We start from the raw sequence: 19,811 nt of genomic DNA on the forward strand, positions 1-19,811 counted from the left end.
TCTAACTGTTAATTTTCCCACATTGGATTGTTACTTATTTGTCTTGATAGTATGATAACCTCAATCATCATACAATAGCATAATAACTATTTTGTAATATTTGGATCTTGTTTCATTAAGGAGAATTGATGCCACCTATATCTGTTACATCTAAAAAATACCTTAAACGACACCTTAAGTTGCTCAACTGCGCTTTGTTGCTTGCCCTTACTGGCACAGTAAGTCATGTCAATGCAGAGCAGGTGAGCATTCATGATCCCGTAATGGCACAAGAAGCGGGTAACTATTATCTGTTTAGTACTGGTCCTGGTATTACTTATTATGCTTCAAAAGATAGAGTGCATTGGGAGTTAGCGGGTAGGGTATTTGACACTGAACCTACATGGGCAAAGCAAGTCTCGCCAGATTTTGGTGGCCATCTCTGGGCACCAGATATCATTGAACACGATGGCCTTTTTTATCTTTACTACTCAGTGTCGGCTTTTGGTAAAAATACCTCGGCAATTGGCGTAACCGTTAATAAGACACTCGATAAAAATTCAAAGGATTACCTGTGGGTTGATAAAGGCATTGTGCTGCAGTCTGTGCCAGATCGCGATGCATGGAATGCCATTGACCCCAATATTATTGTCGATGAACAAGGCACGCCTTGGATGAGTTTCGGTTCATTCTGGCAAGGGTTAAAACTTGTTAAGCTCAATAGTGACTTTATCTCGATTGCCGAGCCGCAGGAATGGCACACCTTAGCTAAATTAGCACGCCCAGCATTGTTAGCAGAAACCGAGCCAGGCCCAGCACAAATTGAAGCGCCCTTTATTTATAAAAAAGATGACTATTACTATTTATTTGTCTCCTATGGACTTTGCTGCCGTGGCGACGACAGCACTTATCATTTAGCCGTTGGCCGAGCTAAATCAGTAACGGGTCCTTATGTAGATGAAAACGGTAAAGATATGGCCCAAGGCGGAGGCACTGTGCTCCTAAAAGGCACAAAAGCATGGCCAGGACTCGGGCACAACAGCGTGTATCAATTTGATGGGAAAGACTATTTAGTCTTTCACGCCTACGAATCTGCCGATAACGGCTTACAAAAACTCAAAATAGCTGAACTGACATGGAACCAAGGTTGGCCTATCGTCGACCCTAACGCGCTCACCCAATATCACAGTGTATTAGTTGACTCAGTAGGAAATAAATAACAATGACTCATTCTCTGACTACATTATTCGCCGCGATGGCACTCGCATCCTCTCTAGGAGCAGGTATAGCTCAGGCATCCCCTATATCAACGGACGATAATCGCATCACTAGCGAAACCTTTGCGAACCCGTTGCTCCGAAATGGCGCTGATCCTTGGCTTGAATATTTTAATGGCAACTATTATCTGACCACTACCACGTGGACATCCGAGTTAGTGATGCGTAAATCGCCCACGATTGCGGGGCTTGCCGATGCTCCGGCACACAATATTTGGAGTGGTACCGATAAATCCCGCTGCTGTAATTTTTGGGCCTTTGAGTTTCATCCGCTGCAAACCGCTGATGGTTTACGTTGGTATGTCATTTATACCTCGGGCGTGGCAGAAAACTTTGATGGTCAGCGTAATCATATTCTCGAAAGTGAGGGCAGCGACCCTATGGGACCGTATCAATTTAAGGGTACCCCCATGCCGGATCATTGGAATATTGATGGCAGCTATTTGGAATATAAAGACCAGTTATATTTCCTTTGGTCCGAGTGGCATGGCAAAGATCAAGTGAATTTAATCGCTAAAATGAGCAACCCTTGGACCGTTGAAGGCGAGCATAAGGTCATCACTCAGCCTATTCATGATTGGGAAAAATCGGGTTTAAATGTAAATGAAGGGCCAGAGATTATTCAGCATGAAGGCCGCACTTTCTTGGTGCATTCTGCAAGCTTTTGTAACACTGAAGATTATGCGCTAGGTGTAGTCGAGCTAACTGGCGCCGATCCTATGGATCCTGCCGCTTGGACTAAGTACGACAAACCTTTTTTCAGTAAAGGCAATGGGGTCTATGGCCCTGGCCATCACGGATTCTTTACTTCACCCGATGGCAGTGAAGATTGGTTAATTTATCACGGTAACTCTTCGCCCACTGATGGTTGCAGTGGCACACGTTCAGCCAGAGCCCAACCTTTTAAATGGGATGATAAAGGCCTACCTCAATTTGGTGAGCCACTGGCAGATAAGCAACAATTACCTGTCCCAAGTGGTGAGTTTGGTCCATTGAAAGCCCAAGTTGAAGGAGTGAAATACCGCATTGTTAATCGGGAAATTAATCAATGTTTGATCACTAATGCTAAAGGTGACGTCAGCGTGAGTCGTTGTGATGATAAAGCCAGCACTTGGGTGATTGATCAGGCTAATGATGGCTTATATCGATTTGCTAACGTCGCCGAAGGCACATTTTTAACCCAAGAAAACTGTCAAGATAGTGCGATATCGGGCATCAATGCCACGCCTTGGGTCGCCTCTCGTTGTCAGCGTTGGTCGGTTGATGCGAGTCATGATGGTTGGTTCCGCTTTGCTAATGAGCGTTCGATTAAAAACCTGCAAGCTGCTAATTGCAGTACTAAAAAAGGCGCCGCTGTCGTTGCTGGCGAAAATCGTGTGAGCGAATGCACTGATTGGCGTATTGAGCCAGTGTCGAAATTTGCCATAGTGAATGCTCATAGTGGACGGGTAGTGTCAGCGCAGCAATGTGATGTTAACGCTAATGCAAATGTCGTCCAATATGAATACACGGCAAATGCCTGCCAACAATGGCAAGCAACACCAACAACTGACGGTTATTATCGTTTGCAATCAAGTCAGTTAACCGCTCAAAAGCAAGCACAATGTGTTATCAGTGTGGCGGGGAATTTACAGCTTGGCAGTTGCGATAAAGATGATAGTGAATGGCGCACTGAATACATGCCAAATGGTTCATTACGCGTGGTGTCGCGTAAGGGAGGATCGTCGATGAAAGTCGCAGGTGAGTCCTATGCTAACGGTGACAACATTGTGGAAGATGTATGGAAGAGCACTATTTCACAACAATTCTATTTTAGAGAGGTGAAATAGGTCATCTCAAACGTGTAAGTTGTGTCGTTAGCTGAGGTCGCATAACGGCATTTTGTTGAGTACACCTTATTACTCAACGCTTTTGCAGTAACTGTTTAGGCAGTTACTGCTTTTTTATGTTTATTGCTAAAGTACGTCTACTTCACCATTGGCTGTAAGCTTGCCATAACAGTCGCAAAGCAAGTAAAGATAAAATCACACTAAACATGCCACTAAAATGCTTATCAGTAAGTCGGTTAAGCAGCTTCAATCCTACCCAACTCCCCAGTCCGCCGCTTAATATCATGCTCAACAATAACGGCCACCAAGCAGTGAGTGAGACGCCGATACCTTCAAATACACCGACTTTAACGCCATGCTGTAACGACATAGCCATGGCAAAGGTAGCAACAGTACGGAAACGATCGACATAAAGTTGTTTAATAAAAGCTGCCACTAAGGGCCCAGTCGCCCCTGCAAATAATGAAATAAACGTGGTAATCGTGCCAGCTGCAAATGTGCCTGCCTTGCCAAGTGCCATTGGCGGAAGCTTAGGGCCCCAACAGGAATACAGAATAAAAGCAGCAATAGTGAGATACAGTATGGCGGGCGGCAGGGCAACTAATACTAAACTGCCCAATAATGCGCCAAGGAGCGCGCCAGGAAAAAAGGTTCCGATGAGGTACCAATCTATATGCTTAAAGCCCATTAACGCCCGCCCGCCATTGGAGCCAAGTTGCACCACACTGTGCAAGGGGATAATTAATTGTGGCGGTAACACTTGCGCCATAATGCCTAAGAGCATGACACCGCCACCAATCCCAAAACAGACGGTAAAAAACGATGTAAAGCCTGCGCTAAAGGTGAGCAAGATATAAAGATCAGCAGGAATAGCGTCAAATAAGGTCGCAAAGGTAAACATAAACCAAGCTTATTAAGGGATTAGCAATATATGCACAGTAACAAATGGTTCATTGCAGTCAACGTATTACTGGGTTAGTGAATTAACACTGCTATGTTAAGTACTGCTGTGTTAAGCAATGGTATATGCAGCTGTCAGTGATATTCAACGTAATTGAGATGGATAAAATAATATAAAAAAGGCTAATCAATTGATTAGCCTTTAGTTTCATAAACAATGGTATTTATATACGCCGCGGCCCATGACATGAGTAAGGGAACCCATTCCCGCAGGCCGCATTGATGTTAGAAAGAGTAACGCACTCCTAACGCAAACGTACGGGTATAAATGCTATTGGTACGATTAAATAGAGTGGAATCTTCATAATATTCTTGATACACATCATCAAGGATATTGGTTGCATCGAAACTCAGCACTAAATCATCGGTAATGTTATAGCTTAACTGAAAGTCCAGTGACTGCTCAGGCTTACGGTAAATACCGCGTGGCATTGCAAATAAACCAGCATCATAGCTATTTAAGAAAGCACTACGCCATGTGTAAGACATACGCGCACTGAAAAAATCTTTATCATAAATTAACGTTGCGCTGTACGACTCATCGGAAACACCAAACATATCACGCGTCGTTGTACCAATTTGATTACCTGTATCGCTGTCGTACTCAGGAATATCCTGCGACGAATCGAGTAAAGTCGCACTAACTTGAGTACCTAAACCATCCAGCAAGCTTGGCATACCTTCGGGGAAATATACTGCGCCGAGTTCAACGCCTGTAAGTTTACCGTTTGATGTGTTACCTGGGCGGTTTAAAATATAGGCTTCATCAACACCATCTCCATCGTAGTCGTGTAAGGTTTTTGTCAGTGAGCCGTAAACTAAGCCATCGATATCACGGCGGAAATAAGTACCGTAAATAGAGTTGCCTTCGCCGAAATAGTATTCCAGAGAAAAGTCGTAGTTTTTCGAAGTGACAGGATCTAGACTAGGATTACCGCCACTGGCTGTACCGAAACCAGTACCGGTTAAATCAGGTGTGTAGTAAGTAAAAGAGTTTAAATCAGTGAACGCTGGCAAACGAATCGTTTCAGTATAGGCAAAACGGGCCACAAGATCGTCTGTTAACCAGTAGCGCATCATCACACTCGGTAGCAATTTTGATGTGCTGTTAGTGGCCGAGCTTTCTGCAGTATAAGGGGTATTATTGGCGTCAATAGCATCGTTATCAAAAAAGGTCATATCAGATTCTGAACCTTCATAACGCAAACCAACTTGGCCATCGAATCGTTTACCAAAGAGTTCAGTATCAAAGTCCGACATTACATAACCTGCCCAAGAGTCTTCATCAATATCGAAGGTTTTTTGTAAGACTAAATCACTGGCATCAAAGCCCCACAATGCTTCATATTGGCGACGATTTTTATACAGGTTGTAACCGTTGATCACCGCCCATGAGTTAGGCACATTGGCTCGGCCATCAAAGAAATTGGTTGTGTTAGTGATTAGCGAAGGGTCTAAATCATCAAAGGCTATGTTATTACCACCACTTACAACACGATTAGAGTTAGTTGCGCCGCGTTGTTCATAACGTGCACCAAATTGTAATTTAGTAAAGATCCCAACGTCGATATACACGCTGCCGTCCATAGTCCATGAAAGCGAATCACCTTCATCTTTGCTGCCGTTATCGTAAAAGTCGGCAGTTTGCCATTGTGCGGTATTAGTCATATCAGACTCATCGACACTGGTATCTGGATTATCTAAATATGTCCAGCTAGGAATACCATCATCGGCATTATAATCAACATCAACACCATACACTGTGGTTTGGCCGCGCATGGCGGTAAATTCATTTTCAAAAGTACTTTGTTGATACACAACTTCGGATTTCAATTGAAAATCTTCGGTAATATCCCATTTGCCGCCAAGAGCAAATACATAGCTGTCGGTGCTCGATTTACTGTAATCGCCACTGGTGAAGTTATAGGCATCATAGACAGTGCGCGATTTCACCACATTGGTGCCATCGTAAACATCTATACCATCGTTGACCACTTGGTTCCAATTAGCTGGTGAGTCAACGGTGCTAAACAACATTGAGTTAAAGCTTTCATTGCGAAAACCATTATAAAAAGCTTCAAAGGTGTATTCTGCGGTATCTGTTGGTGCCCATTGCAGAGAAATATTGAATGCAGGGCGCTCACGCTCACCTTCAATAGAATTACCAATCATAGCGTCGCGAGCCAGTAAATACTCTTTACCGCCTATGGTAGCGCCGGCACTAGTATCAATGCCATGGGCAGAGCCGACGTTCCAACCGTCATTAATGCGGGTACCATCTTCAACGAAATAAGGGAACGATGCACCGGGTGACACTACATCGTCTTTATAGTTTGTTCGAATATAGGATAAGTTAATCAGTGCGCCTATTTCACCTATGCTGGTGTCCCAGCGATCACTCGCTAATGCGCTGAAATTAGGGTCTATTTTATCGGGCTGATCGGAGTAAATACCTTTAGCCGCAACGGAAACTTTACTTTCTTCAAAATCAAATGGTTTATGGGTTTTGATATCAATTTGACCCGCGATCCCGCTGCCAATTTGTGCAGACGAGCGAGTTTTAAATATTTCAACACTACCTAATAGGGCGGCTGGGATGTCGGCGATAGACACTGAACGTCCGGTTGAGGTAAAAATTTGTCGACCATTGACCGTTGTGGTTACATCGGTCAAACCACGAATACTGACGGTGTTTGCCTCGCCGCCCGCTCTATCTGTTACTTGCACACCGGTAACACGTTGCAGAGCTTCGACAACGTTGTTGTCAGGAAACTTACCGATATCTTCCGCCACAATCGCATCAACAACTTGGATATTCTGGCGTTTAAGTTCAACAGCTTTATTTAAGCTAGCACGAACTCCTTGTACTTGAATGACTTCCATTTCGTTGTCGCTTGCTTGCGGTTTTGCAACTGGAGCTTGTTGCTGAGTCACGGTAGCCTCGGTTTCCGTTTGACTCTGTTGTGCCATATTTTGATCTGCTGCATACGCCGCCTGACTGGTCAGTGCAAAAATAATTGCACTGGCCAAATAAGTCTGTTTAAACATCAAGTTTATCTCCGGTAGTTATTATTTTTGATCCGGTAAGCCTAAGACACGAACGACATCCCGGTCTTGTGTATCCCACTTAAAATCACGCATACCCCAGCGAGTTTTAAAAGTTAAGAATTAATTCATACTCTTTGCGGCGAGTTAGCGGTATATCCACTAAATATGCAAAGTCAGACATGTATGATAACTGTTAAAATCATATTGTATGACTAATAATGTGTCAACCCATAAAGATGTTCAATATATATTCAGAAAAATGTTAAGCATATTTATTTCACATTCAGAAAAATAAGCTTAAGCAACTGATAATAAATGTTATTTATTTTTATACATTTACAGCTAGGTAATTGGCGAATCTCTAATCACAAGCCTCACTGCAGTCTTTAGCCCATAAAATCATCATTTTATCTGTTATAAAAACCAAAATTACTCACAACGTATTTACTTATTTTAATAGAATGTTAATGTTGACATTGTGTTACTGTATTATTGTATTACATATATATCGCAACACATTATCACAACTATCATTAACATTAATCACAACAATAAAAGGATCGACGCTCATGGTGCTTCAACGCTCATTCGTGTCTGTAAGCTTGATTTTGGCACTTGCTTCCTGTGGTGGGGACGACAGTAGCTACAGTGCTAACGACACAAACACTTTTAAACTCCCTGATCCGGTCATCTCAGCGGATCCTATCATTGCTGGTGAAATCAACTACACCAATGTCGCGGTCCATGACCCATCTATCATTAAAGATGATGGGACCTATTATGTTTTTGGTAGTCATCTTGCGGTGGCAAGCTCAAAAGATTTAATCAACTGGACGCAAGTGGCATCTGATGGTGTTGAAACCAGTAGTTTATTTGATACCTATGCCACTGAAATAGCAGAAGGTACAGCGTGGACTGGCGGCTTTATTGGCTCATGGGCTCCCGATATTAAAAAACTAGCCGACGGTAAATATCACTTTTATTACAATTTCTGTGGTGGACCGACTGTCGTTGACTGTGTTTCCCGCTCATATTTAGGTATGGCAACCTCTGACAACATCATGGGTCCCTATGTCAACCAAGGTTTATTGTTTAAAAGTGGCCATGTCGGCATGGAAAACCCTGGATTAAATGGTCAAAACTACAATGGCAATACTGATCCTAACGCGATAGACCCTGCGATTTTTTATGATAAAAATGGTGGCCTATGGATGAGTTATGGTTCCTACTCCGGTGGAATTTGGGTCATGCAGTTAGATCCAACAACGGGTAAGCCACTTGCTGATCAAGGCTATGGCACTAAAATCATGGGGGGAGGTTATAGCGCAATCGAAGGCTCTTACGTTATCTACAGCCCTCAATCTGAATATTATTATATGTTTACTTCATTCGGTGGTTTTGCTCAGAATGATGGTTATAACATACGTATTTCACGATCAAAAAATCCCAATGGACCGTATGTTGATGCCTCTGGCCAAGATATGATTGGTGCAACAGGCAATTTGGACGGCATTGCGCCCTATGGCGTAAAACTCATGGGAGACTTTTTATTTGAGGCTCATCCTGGAGATGTCGGGACAGACCATGGTTATATGTCACCAGGACATAACTCAGCCTTTTACGATGTTGATACCGATAAGTACTTCTTAGTTCTGCATACTCGTTTTCCAGATACCGATGAAAACCATAGCGTGAGAGTTCATGAAATGTTTATGAACAGCGATGGTTGGCTAGTGGCCTCACCGCAACGTTATGCCCCTATTTCGGGAGACAATATCGTCGATGAAGTCGATATTACCGGTGCTTACCAATTTATTAATCATGCAAAAGATATCAATACAACACCGCATAAATCCGTTTATATCCAGTTAACCCGAACATGGACGAATAAAGGCTCAGTCACTGGCGATGTGACTGGAACTTACATACAAGGTGATGATAATCAAATTACACTCACTCTTGATGATTTAGGTTCGTTTGAGGGTGTACTTGCTTGGCAATGGGATGAAAATCTAGGCAAACTCATTCCCACCTTTAGTGCATTATCGACTGATGGCGTCAGTATTTGGGGCTCAAAATTACTCGATAAGACAACAGACCAAGTGCTAACCGATATCGCTAATGGTATCAGCATCGGCAGTGAGGTTACTGAAGGTACGATTTTATTACCTAAACAGGGAACCCATGGTGCCACCATTAATTGGGCATCCAGTGATGAAGATGTGATCCGAGTTGATGGTACGGTTATTCGTCCCAATGCAGGGGAAGAGGATAAAGTTGTTACATTAACCGCCACCATTATGGTTAATGGTAAAAAAGTCACCAAGACTTTTCAAGTAACTGTATTTGCCAGAAAACTTTATAACCGTATCGCGCAGTATAGTTTTGAAAATAACCTGACCGACTCATTGGGTTTATTTGCAGCGGGTCAACCGACGGGCGATAAAATATTTAAAACTGCAGACTCAGTGGCTTATAGTGCGGGATTTGAAGGGGAAGCACTTGCACTCGATGGTGCACACGGCGTGCTATTACCAACAGGGATCATTTCAAGCTATGAATACACAGTTTCATTCTGGGCCAATCCAACAGTAATCACGGGCTTTTCAACTGCATTTTTTGGTGCAGTGAATGAAGAAACGGCTGCCGATGGTACAACATTCTCAGACACTTGGATAAGCATGCTGCCCCAAGGATGGGATGGCAATACCATGTTTTGGAGTAACGGTAGTGCATGGTTTGATGGGGTAACCGGTGAACGTATTCCTGAGAATACTTGGTCACATGTTGCGTTTTCGGTGAGTAATGGATTAGTTCGTGTATTCATCAACGGCATTGAAAAATTTAGTCGCGGCAACCTCAGTGACTATTTCAGTGGCCAACAGGGCGTGTTTGGTCTTGGGGTTAACTATTGGGATCTTCCCTACAATGGCCTACTTGATGAGTTAAAGGTGTACGAAGCGGCATTAACGTCTGAAGAAATCAAAGCATTAGATATCGATAAATTACCTGATAGCGAGCTGTTAAGTTCCGCAGTTAATATCCTCGATTTAGGTGACTTATCTTCGGTGCGTGGGGATGTTGATTTACCTTTCACCGGCCCCTATGCCGCTACCATATCTTGGGTATCTTCAGATCCAACGATCATCGACACTAAAGGCCGTGTAAACCAACCAAGCCGTGATGAAACCGATAAAGAGGTCACGTTAACGGCGACAATTAAGTTGGGGCAAGCGACGCAAACCAAAGTCTTTACGGCCAATGTAAAATCAATGGCGCCACCCAAGCCCATTGCGATTTATAGCTTTGAAGATAACCTAATAGACAGTACAGCTAACTTTGGTGCTGGCAATATCGTCGGTAACTTGATTGGTACAACTGGCGGAGAAATCACTTTTGCCGAGGGTGCAGTAGGTAAGGCGGCAGTATTTAACGGAGCATCTGGTATTGAATTGCCAAATAATCTGATTAAAAGCAATCGCTATTCAGTCTCGCTTTGGCTGAATCCTAAGGTCTTGAATAAGTACACCAGTGCACTGTTTAGTTATGCGAGTGCGTCAAGCTGGACCAGCGTATTACCCGGCGGTCAAAACGACTATGAACGTATGGTGTTATGGTCAGGCGAAGCTTGGTATGACGGTAGAACAGGCTTTACTATGCCAAAAGACGCTTGGTCCCATATGGTGTATACCGTCAGTAGCGGTGATGTGAAGGTTTATATTAATGGTAAGTTGCTCTTCACTGGTGCTAACTTCCCAGATATTTTCTCAGCATCGACCACCAGATTTGCTGTTGGAGTTAACCTATGGGATGTACCGTTCACGGGCGCTATTGATGAAATCAAATTTTATGATGAAGCTGTAACAGAACAAGACGTGCAAGAGTTGTTTAACGAGTCTACTCAATAAGTATCAACTGAGTAGTTTTTTCAAAAAGCATCCTGATGGATGCTTTTTTATTTACAGTCTAAACAAATTGATAGCGTCCAATTATAGTGAGCTGCATTGCTAAATATATCGATTTGTAGAAAGATAACACCTCATGCCAAATAAGTGATTTTATGATGAGTAATGTTGGTGTAGGTGAATTATTAATGACCATTCCCGTAGGTAATATTCTAGGGGAGGGCGTGTTATGGGATAACAAAAATCAATCCATTTGGTGGACTGATATAGAAACTGCACAACTGTTTCGCTATGACATTAATAGTGAACAACTAAGCACATTTATTATGCCGTACCGAGTAGGTTCATTTGGATTGACTCAACATGCTGACCAACTGATTGTTGCCTTTGACCGCGGTATTGCTTTATACCATTTAAAAACTGAAAACCTTCAATGGCTGGCTACACCAGAATCACACCTTCCAAACAATAGATTTAATGACGGAAAAGTGGACAGGCAAGGGCGCTTCTGGGCTGGTACTATGGTTGAAACGATAGCCGATAATAGCGCTTCTCCAAGCACTAATGCCGCACTTTACTGCATCAACCATAAGAGCCAATGTGCAAAAGTATACGAGAATATCAGCATTTCAAATGGACTGTGCTGGAGTCCCGATAGCCTCACTATGTACCATGCAGACTCACAACAGCATGAAATATTTCAATATGATTTTAATCCAAACACCGCAGCAGTTAGTAACAAGCGATCATTTGTCACCACTGACCCATTAATTTTCCCTGACGGTTCTGAAGTTGATGCAGCAGGATACCTCTGGAACGCTCAATGGGGCGGCGGGCAAGTGGTTCGTTATTGCCCCGATGGTAAAGTCGATCTGACTCTCAAATTACCAGTTACCAATCCAACCAGTATTGCGTTTGGGGGCCCTGATCTCGACTGGCTTATCATCACCAGCGCAAAAAATTCACTCAGTGCTAGACAGATAGATATTGAACAATTCGCAGGCGATGTTTTTATTTATAAACTGAGTAGTATTAAAGGCTTAGTTGTAAATAGCTGTTTAGTCGGATGTTGACCAGCCAAAATTGAACTCACTGTTAGTTGGGCGTTTTTAAGTTCTACATGTCAGTGATAAATCACCATTAACAGAATGAAGTCAGCTCATAATGATAATATTTCATGTAAGCAGTCACGCCGTAAGTGTCAGGCTCTATGCCTTGTCTAAACTTTCTAGTGGTGCAAGTTAATGAACTACTGCACTCAACATCCATTTAAAAGTATGGCAATAGGGCAAAAGCCGAAAGAAATAATTGGTTAGCAGCTGTTGTCATTAAATAACCCGTCGCCGTGATCTATGCCGTTGATAAGCCAGCTTGGGTATTCCTCCTTGAACGGTAAATTGTTCCTGAATGGCAGAAAAAAGAGAGCGAAGTGATGAATCTCAGTGATACCCAGATTTCTACCCAAGAACAGGAAAATAGAATGAATAATGCACAGAAAAGCCGCCGTGAATTTCTGAGCGGAAGTGGCAAAGTTGCCGCTGCTGCCGCACTTTTTGGTGCCACGGGTTCGATGGCGTATGCAGCCCCTTCGACATCTAAAACACGTGAAACGGATAATCGCATGACAGCTATTAAAGATAAGCATTACTACCTCGACAATGTACTGCTGGAAGCGGGTTTTATACGCGATGGCCAAGCGGTAGTGGGAACTGAAACCGAGCTAAAAACGCTTGAAATTAAAGGCGGTGTGATTGCTGCTTTGCTAAATAACAAACAGCATCCTGATGCAGCACTTGCACATTTCGACGCAGGCGGAAAACTGCTACTGCCAGCGATGCGCGACATGCATATTCATCTTGATAAAACGTTCTATGGTGGCCCGTGGCGGGTAAATTACCGTCCGGAAGGCACCACCATTATGGATATGATTGCGCTGGATCGGAAACTGCTGCCGGAACTTCAGCCCTATACACAGGAGCGTGCTGAAAAGCTGATCGATTTAATCCAGTCGAAAGGCTCCACCATCGCTCGCAGCCACTGCAATATCGATCCAGTATCCGGGCTGAAGAATTTAGAAAATTTGATGGCGGTGCTGGAACGTCGTAAATCCGGTTTTGAGTGTGAAATAGTGGCGTTTCCGCAACACGGCTTGCTGTTGTCAAAATCTGAGTCATTAATGCGTGAAGCTATGCAGGCCGGGGCGCATTATGTCGGCGGGCTTGACCCGACAAACGTTGACGGCGCGATGGAAAAATCGCTCGATACTATGTTCCAGATAGCACTCGACTACGGTAAAGGCGTGGATATCCATCTGCATGAAACCAGCCCCGCAGGGATTGCAGCGGTGAATTATATGGTGGAAACGGTTGAGAAAACGCCAGAGTTAAAAGGAAAGCTGACCATCAGCCACGCTTTTTCTCTAGCAATGATGGATGAGCAGCAGGTGAATAACATTGCCACGCGCATGGCGGCACAGAAAATTACCATCGCTTCTACGGTGCCGATTGGCAAGATGCATATGCCGCTCAAGCAGTTACAGGAGAAAGGTGTATTCGTGATGACTGGCACCGACAGCGTGATTGATCACTGGTCGCCGTACGGCTTAGGCGACATGCTGGAAAAAGCCAATCTCTATGCGCAGCTCTACGTTCGTGCCAATGAGTTAACGCTCTCTCGCTCGTTGGGAATAGCTACTGGCAACACGTTACCGCTCAACGATAAAGGTGAGCGCGTTTGGCCAAAAGTGCAGGATGAAGCCAGCTTTGTGTTAGTGGATGCCTCATGTTCTGCAGAAGCTGTCGCGCGTATTTCACCTCGTACCGCCACGTTCCATAAGGGTGAAATGGTTTGGGGAGCAGTAGGAATTTAGGCTTTGAGGTTGTAGCCGGGTTGCAGGTTAATCCGGCTACACGTTTTTTAACCATCAAATAGTCTGGATAAACTCTAACTGAAACATGCGCCTACATTTGCTGCCAATACAGTGGGGAGCCAAATACTTCAATGTAGTGGTCAATAATCGCTTTCGTATTCAGCGATGGATGACGGGTCCCTGGATAAATTGCCGCAATATACTGAGACTCAGCCTTAATTGACACATCAGCGTTAGGTAACAGGTCAATAAGTTCACCATTTTGAATTTTGTCACCAAGCAGCCAGTCGGGAAACAATACAATCCCCATCCCATTTAGAGCCGCAGTTAATAATGATTCAGCGCTGTTTGAGCGGAGCAGGGGCGACACCGGATAATGGATCCACTCTCCAGTAGCTTGTTTAATAAACCAACGATTAGGGCCTGATGTCCCACTATAAACCAGACATTTATGAGTGTTTAACTCTTCTGGGCTGGTAAGTATTCCATGTTTTTGAATATACGATGGTGATGCTGCGAGATAATAGTGCTGCTTTCCAAAAATACGAGCGCGAAACGATGAGTCAATCAAGGCACCAATACGAAAAATAACATCAGCTGCGTCCTTAAGCGGATCAATAAAATCATCAGTCAGTGTTAGATCTATTTCTAAGTGGGGATATTTCTGTGTCAGATTAGCTAAGGCTGGAGCAATATGCCTTTGACCAAAAAACACCGGTGCATTAATTCGTATCAGTCCAGCGGGTTCTTGCTGGCGTTCACTTAATTCTCGGCGTGCATCCTCTAGATTGGCGGCTATCACCCGCGCATGTTTAATCAATAGATGCCCACTTTCGGTGGGAATAATCGCGCGAGTATTGCGATAAAACAGTTGCTGTCCCAGCGCATCTTCAAGGTTCTGGATCACGCGAGATATCTGTGAGGCCGATATACCTTCTCGACGGGCCACTAATGAAAAGTTTTGGGTCTCATAGACTTGAATAAAAATGAGTAAAGCCCGTAGATTAATCGTTCCCAAACCGTTCATTTATGCACTTTATGCAAAGGTGTTTAGTTGATTGTGACATTTATCTTAGCTATCTAACATAGTAGCCTGCTTTTTATCAAAAATGGAGACCACTTGCTATGCAGCTTTTTTTAATATTAACCGTAATTATTGGTGGGATGGGGCTTTCTGTTGAAGCCGGATTACTCGGCCCTCTTGGCACTCAAGTCGGCGATCTATGGGCCACATTTAGCATATTCGGCGTAGGTGCAGCGTTAACCTTTCTTCTTATGCTATTTTTCAGCCCTCGTAATAGCCCATCCTTTTTTTCTCAACCATCTTGGCAACTTCTCGGCGGAGTATTAGGCCCTATCTATGTTGTCATTATTACAGTTGCAGCCCCAATTATTGGTATTGCGCTCACCATGATTGGTATTTTGGTTGGACAAATCTTTAAAAGCCTGATTATCGATCACTACGGGCTACTGGGCACGACACACAGAAAAATTGATAATAGACGTATTATAGCCCTCATTTTTATCATTGCTGCATTGGCAATTGTGGCACAAGGTTAAGGTTAGATTGATGACTATTTTAATGATTTTACTAGCGATTTTTGGTGGGGCAATGTTGAGTGTCCAAGCTGCAATAAACGGACAACTTGGCAGTAAACTGGGGGTTCTGAAAACGGCTTTTCTTACCTTTTCAGTAGGAGCGCTTATCACGGCTTTACTCATTTTCTTTTTTGAACCCAAATATGCAGTCACCTTGCTAGATGTGCCTAAATGGCAATTGTTAGGTGCGCTGTGTGGTGTCCCTTACATTGTCATTATGGTGATTGCGGTGCAACGTATCGGTACAGCAGTAGCCACAGTTGCAGTCATCTTTGGGCAACTGACCATGAGCATGTTAATAGATAACTTTGGCTGGTTAGGCAATGAAGCAATCCCGTTTTCAATGTATCGATTGAGCGCGATTATCTGCCTAGGCATTGCTTTATATTTTATTTATTCCAGCAATAAAAACGTTGAACGCCTAAGCGATAAAAATCACTAAGATTTGTTTGCCTAAGTAACGATGGAGTTTCATTGCACACAAGCGTCTTAGCGGAGAAAGCTTGAGATATTCAGTAATCGTTACTCAAATTTAGTTACTGAAATTAGTTACTCACAGGGAAGCGCTCAATAGTGACAGCCCGTAACTTTATTGTTACGGGCATTTTATTATTCAGTGAGTTAACGCCGCAGATAGCACCCAGAGTTTATTGGAAATGATGCGTTAGACCGCGACTCATCAAGGATGATTAGTGTTAGTAAACACCCTGTGCCAACATGGCATCAGCCACTTTAACGAAACCGGCGATATTCGCTCCATCCTCATAGTTCACATGACCTTCTTCGTCCATGCCGTAATTCACACAAGTCGCGTGAATACTTTGCATTATTTTCTTTAGGCGAGCATCTACTTTTTCTCGGCTCCAAGAGAGGCGTTGAGCATTCTGACTCATTTCTAGTCCAGAAGTTGCCACACCACCTGCATTGGCCGCTTTACCGGGTGCAAATAATACCTTAGCGGCGTGGAAGGCTTTTATTGCCTCGGCGCTGCTAGGCATATTTGCTCCTTCAGCAACCATTATCACGCCATTAGCGATGAGTACGGCGGCATCTTCTTCTAACAATTCGTTTTGAGTGGCACAAGGCAGTGCGACTTGAGTTGGCAGATGCCAAGGCGTGCGATTGATAAAGTACTCGAGCCCCATCTCATAGGCATAATCTGCCACACGCTTACGCTGCTCATTTTTCAATTCCATAAATCTAGCCAACTTCTCAGGAGTAAAACCAGACGGATCGTAGACAGTACCATCTGAGTCTGATGCGGTGATGACACGAGCACCTAACTCCATCGCTTTCTCAATAGCATATTGCGCCACATTACCAGATCCCGATACTGAGACCGTCATGCCAGCCAGTGTCTGAGATTGGTTAGCCAACATGGCCTCAACAAAATAGAGTAGGCCGTAACCTGTCGCCTCTGGACGGATCAAGCTGCCGCCAAAAGAAAGTCCCTTTCCTGTGAATACACATTCGGCGCTGTGGGTCAGCTTTTTCATCATCCCTGCCATATAGCCGACCTCGCGTCCGCCGACACCGATATCGCCAGCCGGCACATCAGTATTAGCACCCAAATGGCGATAGAGTTCCAACATCAGCGCTTGGCAAAAGCGCATCACTTCCCCCTCACTCTTGCCCTTAGGATTAAAATCACTACCACCTTTACCTCCGCCCATTGGCAGCGTCGTTAAGGCATTTTTAAAGGTTTGTTCGAAGGCGAGAAATTTGAGTACAGAGAGATCTACCGAAGGGTGAAAGCGCATGCCGCCTTTGCAGGGGCCGATAGCTGAACTGTGTTGGATACGATAACCACGGTTTACTTGTACCTGGCCTAGGTCATTTACCCAACTTACCCTAAACTGGACAAGTCGCTCTGGCTCTATTAAACGCTCTAAAAGTCCATATTGTAGATAATCGGGATTTTGCGCCAAAAATGGCCAGATGGAGGCTATGACTTCACTTACAGCTTGAATGAACTCTGGCTGATTCGGGTTGCGCTTGGCCACTTGGGCGATAAAACTCTCTTTAGAAAGGGAATGACTCATCAATAACTCCTACAGTAAATTACATCGGCTTTATGCCAGCAAATGGCCATGCCCTATATCAACCTAAGCGTTACATGTTTAGTTTGTCTGCACAAAAACAGTAAGATTCATGAAAAAAATCGACTAACCTGTGTGAAGACGCTAACCCAATAAACGCCTAAAAGCGTCTTTTTATGCACTTAATTCACATAAATAGCAATAGTTAATTTTGTGTTAACTTATATTTAAAACTATTTTCATTATGGTAAAAAATAGATTAAACAATATAAAACAAAAAGTTAACTTGTATTTTTCTGGCGTGAAATTATCGAAAATAAAAACTCGGAAAGTTTGTTTGAATATGTAGTTATATGCAGCACCTGAGTATTATGCTTTTTTAGAAACCGAACCAAACATAGAAGGGCAGATAGATTAGATTTAATTGACAGTGTGACCCCAAAATCGCCACTCAAAATTAGTTAATGGTCTAAATCGACAAACCTTCAGTAAGTGTTGGCTAGACCAAGCTAGCTGATAGATATCTTGCGTATTGCCGCACTTTAAACAATTTATCGCTCGTCCCCTAAGCATCCTGTTATATGAACCAAGCGTGACAAGTCACAGTAAAATCAAGCGTACTTTATTGAGCCGCAATATGGTTTATTTAACACTGTGCTTCTAGCGTAAATAAGATACATTATTCACAATAAAACAGGGGGGGAACATGGATTTACAACTGACAATACAAACTACTAACCTTGGTTTTGACTATGACATAGAGCTACACAGTTGGCATCAAAAGTTACGTGCTTATAGGGTATTTGGCACTAAATCCAAAGAATTATTAGAAGGTGGGCTAGGGTTAGGGCTTAACTTCATCACTCAGTTTGAATCGGGTGACGAATGGTTGGCGCAAATTCCCGAGCAATATATTTCAATCACGGACGCCTTTCCTGAACATCAGTATCAGCTTTTATGGCTTGCTGCAAATAGTGAGCAAGCAGCGCAATTGTTATTAATGCGGCCGTTATTGTTAGTGCTTATTTGTGAGCAGTATCCAATCGATAACGAAAAGGCATTAGCATTAAGTCATCTAGGACAGCGCGACATTCTGAATGAACTCGGATACGACAACGCGAAAGCCACACTTAAATTTATCGACAAGCTAACACTTAAGTTTGAACGAGATTTAGAGCTAAAACACGTAAAAAAGCAGTTGGACAAACGTACTTGTCGATACAAAATATTCAATCACTACAAGACGATAAACTATGTGGCTTTAAGCTTGGATAACAAATATCCATTTTTAACCTGTACCAAATTTGGCATCACTATAGCAAGTAAAAACAAGCTAGAAAGAGGGCCTTTACGTGCTTGTTTAGCCGATACTTTAGCACTGGGTATAGAGTTAGGTATTAATGAGCCAGCAACTAGAATTGGGCAGCTTTCGTCACTTGATGAGCTTGAAAGATTGCACCAACAATGGATAGAACGACGTAATGACATAAGGAGAGTAGCATCTAGACCTGTAGATGCTGATAAGGTATATCCAAAGCTTATCCCTAGTGAGCAGAACATTACAGCTATTGAAAATTATAATGAGCTTTTTACTGAGGGGATTGCCCAAAAGCACTGTATCGCGATTTATCACAGTCGGATTATTGCAGGACAATATTGCGTATTTACCATGCAACAACCCCAAAGAGTTACAATCGGGGTGAAAGTGAACAAGCTAATAAACATGCTTGAATTGGATCAAATTTCGGGAATAAGTAACGCAATCGCGACAAACGAAACCAGAGAGATAGTATATAAGTGGTTTGAGAGAGTGAAGAAAATCTATAAGCAAGGATTTGACGATGAGATTGAGTTAAAGGCTTAGCATACTGGGCCCATAGATTCAGGCTTTAGCGATAATAACTTCACATCATGATGTAAGCGCTAAGTGAAAATTAGCCAACGGCTGGTATAAGTTATAAAACCAAATACAAACACATAAAAATATACCGCAAGATTTAAAAAAGTCAGGTGGTGAAAATAGACCTAAAAAGCACTCTGATGTATATATTTGCACATCAATAGCGAGCTAAAAGGGTAAAACTAAGTTTAACTCATTGATTGCTAATACTTTAAAGCCACAGTCATAAGTTGACACAAAAGTCATTTTGTTTGACAAGCCACACACAAGATATGACGTGTTATTCCTTACACCTTCAATTTAACATAATATACATTGTGCGCATCCTTTTTTTTAAGTTAACCAGAGTGCCGATAAGTACATGTATCGGCATTTAGTTAATTAGTCAGGCGTATGGAAGATAGTT

The 19,811-nt window shown here is 43.0% G+C and carries 12 protein-coding genes; 8 read left to right on the top strand and 4 right to left on the bottom strand.

Annotation, left to right across the window (positions count from 1 at the left end; genetic code table 11):
- Nucleotides 1–128 precede the first annotated feature (128 nt).
- Entirely contained in the window at nucleotides 129–1,199 is a 1,071-nt protein-coding gene (locus tag BW947_RS17400; protein WP_076501963.1) for an arabinan endo-1,5-alpha-L-arabinosidase, read from the top strand.
- Between the two features lie 2 nt (nucleotides 1,200–1,201).
- Nucleotides 1,202–3,085 carry a family 43 glycosylhydrolase gene (locus tag BW947_RS17405; RefSeq protein WP_076501966.1) on the top strand — a complete coding sequence of 628 codons (1,884 nt, stop codon included), beginning with the start codon at nucleotides 1,202–1,204 and terminating at the stop codon, nucleotides 3,083–3,085.
- Nucleotides 3,086–3,227: 142 nt separating this feature from the next.
- Here BW947_RS17405 and BW947_RS17410 read toward each other — a convergent pair whose 3' ends face one another.
- Together BW947_RS17410 and BW947_RS17415 are read right to left on the bottom strand one after the other, a co-directional pair.
- Complete coding sequence (locus BW947_RS17410; RefSeq protein WP_076501969.1) at nucleotides 3,228–3,986, bottom strand: sulfite exporter TauE/SafE family protein; 759 nt, start codon at nucleotides 3,984–3,986, stop codon at nucleotides 3,228–3,230.
- A 284-nt stretch (nucleotides 3,987–4,270) separates the two neighbouring features.
- Nucleotides 4,271–7,093: a TonB-dependent receptor gene (locus tag BW947_RS17415; protein WP_076501971.1), complete on the bottom strand. Its 2,823-nt coding sequence runs from the start codon at nucleotides 7,091–7,093 to the stop codon at nucleotides 4,271–4,273.
- 569 nt (nucleotides 7,094–7,662) lie between these two features.
- On the opposite strand from BW947_RS17415, the gene BW947_RS17420 reads away from it, so the two are divergent.
- The 3 genes from BW947_RS17420 (at nucleotide 7,663) to BW947_RS17430 (ending at nucleotide 13,867) form a co-directional block, all read left to right on the top strand.
- The gene (locus BW947_RS17420; protein WP_076501974.1) at nucleotides 7,663–11,001 is read left to right on the top strand and encodes a LamG-like jellyroll fold domain-containing protein; all 3,339 of its coding nucleotides are present in this window, start codon (nucleotides 7,663–7,665) and stop codon (nucleotides 10,999–11,001) included.
- Between the two features lie 152 nt (nucleotides 11,002–11,153).
- A complete protein-coding gene (locus BW947_RS17425) occupies nucleotides 11,154–12,071 on the top strand; it encodes an SMP-30/gluconolactonase/LRE family protein (RefSeq protein WP_244153269.1) in 918 nt (305 codons plus the stop codon).
- Nucleotides 12,072–12,430: 359 nt separating this feature from the next.
- Nucleotides 12,431–13,867, top strand: a complete 1,437-nt coding sequence (locus BW947_RS17430; RefSeq protein ID WP_208606981.1) for an amidohydrolase family protein — start codon at nucleotides 12,431–12,433, stop codon at nucleotides 13,865–13,867.
- Nucleotides 13,868–13,958: 91 nt separating this feature from the next.
- Here BW947_RS17430 and BW947_RS17435 read toward each other — a convergent pair whose 3' ends face one another.
- The gene (locus BW947_RS17435) at nucleotides 13,959–14,894 is read right to left on the bottom strand and encodes a LysR family transcriptional regulator (protein ID WP_076501980.1); all 936 of its coding nucleotides are present in this window, start codon (nucleotides 14,892–14,894) and stop codon (nucleotides 13,959–13,961) included.
- 98 nt (nucleotides 14,895–14,992) lie between these two features.
- On the opposite strand from BW947_RS17435, the gene BW947_RS17440 reads away from it, so the two are divergent.
- Nucleotides 14,993–15,427, top strand: a complete 435-nt coding sequence (locus tag BW947_RS17440; protein WP_076501982.1) for a DMT family transporter — start codon at nucleotides 14,993–14,995, stop codon at nucleotides 15,425–15,427.
- A gap of 10 nt (nucleotides 15,428–15,437) precedes the next feature.
- Nucleotides 15,438–15,908 (top strand): DMT family transporter, encoded by a 471-nt coding sequence (locus BW947_RS17445; RefSeq protein ID WP_076501984.1) that lies wholly within the window; start codon nucleotides 15,438–15,440, stop codon nucleotides 15,906–15,908.
- A gap of 253 nt (nucleotides 15,909–16,161) precedes the next feature.
- Here BW947_RS17445 and gdhA read toward each other — a convergent pair whose 3' ends face one another.
- Nucleotides 16,162–17,508: an NADP-specific glutamate dehydrogenase gene (gene gdhA, locus BW947_RS17450; RefSeq protein ID WP_076501987.1), complete on the bottom strand. Its 1,347-nt coding sequence runs from the start codon at nucleotides 17,506–17,508 to the stop codon at nucleotides 16,162–16,164.
- 703 nt (nucleotides 17,509–18,211) lie between these two features.
- Here gdhA and BW947_RS17455 point away from each other — a divergent pair.
- On the top strand, nucleotides 18,212–19,369 hold the full coding sequence (locus BW947_RS17455) for a PcfJ domain-containing protein (protein WP_076501990.1): 1,158 nt from the start codon (nucleotides 18,212–18,214) through the stop codon (nucleotides 19,367–19,369).
- Nucleotides 19,370–19,811 lie beyond the last annotated feature (442 nt).

This window comes from Shewanella morhuae, assembly GCF_900156405.1.
GTDB lineage: Bacteria > Pseudomonadota > Gammaproteobacteria > Enterobacterales > Shewanellaceae > Shewanella > Shewanella morhuae.